General features: G+C 58.7%; 1 protein-coding gene. It reads left to right on the top strand.

Features of this window, described 5'->3' with window-relative positions:
• Positions 1–1,760: SurA N-terminal domain-containing protein (locus ACIF4X_RS09825; RefSeq protein WP_397481968.1), on the top strand; the 1,760-nt coding region annotated here is incomplete at its 5' end.
• Positions 1,761–2,308 lie beyond the last annotated feature (548 nt).

The raw sequence follows: 2,308 nt of genomic DNA, 5'->3' as shown, positions 1-2,308 counted from the left end.
CTCACAAGAATGAGGCGGCCAAGGTCAACGGTGAAGAAATCAGCCAGAACGAGCTGAGCCAGGCCGTTGATATGCAACGCCGTCAGCTGATGCAACAACTGGGCAAGGACTTCGATGCTTCCTTGCTCGACGAGAAAATGCTGCGTGAATCGGCCCTCAAGGGTCTGATTGATCGCAAGCTGCTGCTGCAAGGCGCCGAACAAGCGAAATTCGCTTTCTCCGAAGGCGCATTGGATCAGGTGATCCTGCAGACACCTGAATTTCAGGTGGACGGCAAGTTCAGTTCCGAGCGCTTTGACCAGGTAATCCGTCAACTGGGTTACAGCCGCATGCAATTCCGCCAGATGCTGGCTCAGGAAATGCTGATCGGCCAACTGCGCGCCGGTGTGGCGGGCAGCGGTTTCGTGACTGACGCCGAAGTGCTGGCATTCGCCCGTCTGGAAAAACAGACCCGCGATTTCGCTACCCTGAACGTCAAGGCTGACCCGGCGGCGGTCAAGTTGACCGACGACGAAGTCAAGGCTTACTACGACGAGCACGCCAAGGAGTTCATGACTCCGGACCAAGTGATCATCGATTACGTAGAACTGAAGAAGTCCTCGTTCTTTGATCAGGTTGCGGTCAAGGACGAAGACCTGCAGGCGGCGTATCAGAAAGAGATCGCCAACCTGTCGGAACAGCGTCGTGCCGCGCACATTCTGATCGAAGTGAACGACAAGACCACTGAAGCTCAGGCCAAGGCGAAGATCGACGAAGTCCAGGCGCGTCTGGCCAAGGGCGAGAAGTTCGAAGCGCTGGCCAAAGAGTTCTCGCAAGACCCGGGCTCGGCCAACAATGGTGGTGACCTCGGTTACGCAGGTCCTGGTGTTTACGACCCGGCTTTCGAAAAGGCCTTGTACTCCTTGTCGAAAGACCAGGTGTCCGAGCCGATTCGCACCGACTTCGGTTACCACTTGATCAAGCTGCTGGGTGTGGAAGCGCCTGAAGTGCCGACCCTGGCCAGCCTGAAAGACAAGCTGACCCGCGAGCTGAAAGCCGCGCAGGTCGAGCAGCGTTTCGTCGAGGCGACCAAGCAATTGGAAGACTCGGCGTTCGAAGCGTCTGACCTGGCCCAGCCAGCGGCGGATCTGAAGCTGACCGTGCACACCTCCAAGCCTTTCGGCCGTGAAGGTGGCGAAGGTGTTGCGGCCAACCGTGCCGTGGTCACCGCTGCGTTCAGCACCGAAGTGATCGACGAAGGTGCCAACAGCACCGCCATCGAACTGGATCCGGAAACCGTGATCGTGCTGCGCTCCAAGGAGCACTTGAAGCCTGCGCAACTGCCGCTGGAAAGCGTGAATGTGGCCATCCGCACTCAGTTGACCAAAGAGCACGCCAGCGCGGCTGCCAAGACCAAGGCCGAGAAGCTGATTGCTGATCTGCGCGATGGCAAGGCTCCACTGGACAAAGCGGTTGACGGGCAGAACTGGAAAGCCACCGAAGCGGCCACCCGTGGTCAGGAAGGTGTTGATCCGGCGGTGCTGCAAGCGTTGTTCCGTATGCCGAAGCCGGCTGCCAAGGACAAGCCGACGTTCACCAGCGTGACCCTGCCAGACGGTAGTTTGATGATCGTGCGTCTGAACGGCGTTAACGAAGCGGCTGCGCCGACGGATGAAGAGAAGGTTCAGTACCGTCGCTTCCTTGCTTCGCGTGAAGGGCAGCAGGACTTTGCGGCGTATCGCAAGCAGTTGGAAGCTCAGGCGGACATCAAGCGGTTTTGATGGTTGACTGAGGTGTGATGTGAGAGCCCCGGCCTGAATAGGTCGGGGCTTTTTTTTGGGCGTTGGGTGCCGGGTCTTGGCGGCCTTTGGGCCGGCCATGCTCTTGGGGTTTTAGGTGAATATCCGTTGCTTCGGGGGTTGCCGCTGGCGGTTTCGCCCTTACGGCGAGGCACTTTTTCCAGACGCCGAAAAAGTACCCAAAAAGGCTTGTCCCAACGTTTGGCCCGCTCGCTAAAGCTCGGGGTTCCTTCGCTCCGGGATTCATCCGGGGGGCATCGCCTACGGTTTGCTTCGCTGCACCTCCTCTCGATGTGTTTGGCTCCGCCAAACGGTCGCTGCGCTCCCACCCCCGGATAAACCCCTCCACTCAGCCTGCCGACGGGACCGGTGGATCAAGATCAAAAGCTGCAGCCGAGCTAACGCTCATCCTGTTGAGTGGTGAGAAGCGAAGCTGCGCGAGGTGTTTGCGGTTCTGTGTTTTTGCTCTTCTGTGGGAGTGACCCTGCTCGCGAAGGCGGCCTACTAGCCGACCTGTTTTTGCAGATGTA

It is taken from the genome of Pseudomonas sp. NPDC085632, assembly GCF_044541255.1.
GTDB lineage: Bacteria > Pseudomonadota > Gammaproteobacteria > Pseudomonadales > Pseudomonadaceae > Aquipseudomonas.
Note: the sequence above shows the minus strand (reverse complement) of the source record. Positions and strands in the feature narration are given on the sequence as shown.